Source organism: Robertmurraya sp. DFI.2.37, assembly GCF_029211245.1.
Taxonomy (GTDB): domain Bacteria; phylum Bacillota; class Bacilli; order Bacillales; family Cytobacillaceae; genus Robertmurraya; species Robertmurraya methanolica_A.
The window spans coordinates 1-420 of sequence record NZ_JARGEJ010000270.1 but is presented as its reverse complement, the minus strand read 5'-3'; the positions used below and the strand labels follow the sequence as shown (position 1 = coordinate 420).

1 protein-coding gene is annotated in these 420 nt (G+C 32.4%); it reads right to left on the bottom strand.

Annotated elements, in window-relative coordinates; all coding sequences use genetic code 11:
* Window positions 1–420 (bottom strand): hypothetical protein (locus PZE06_RS26445; RefSeq protein WP_275792170.1); only part of this gene is annotated, 420 nt, incomplete at both ends.

The window sequence follows — 420 nt, the reverse complement described above, 5'->3', positions numbered from 1 at the left end:
GTGAGAACTTCAAATTCTGTTAATCGATATGTTGCAACAGGATCATTATCTTCGTCTTCTACAATTAATCCAAGAAACATATTTTTGATATTTTCATAATCAAAATCTGTCAGACTACACTGCCAGTTAAGATTTGCATCCTCAATAAATTCATCACAAGCATTATACTTTTTTTTCCAAAATTCTTCTTGAGTCATTTCTGGCCTTCTAGTAACCATTGTATTATATTTCTCAGTTACTTTACTTAACACCATACGAGCCTGATCATTCAACTGCCCAGGCTTTAATGGAATAAAATCTTTAGGAATATATAAACTACTAAAACCACTTGCATAGTATATGCTATTACTAGTTACCATTGCTACTTGCATCTTAGTCTTTTGGCCAGTAGACAAGCATCGTTCATATGCATTATCTTTG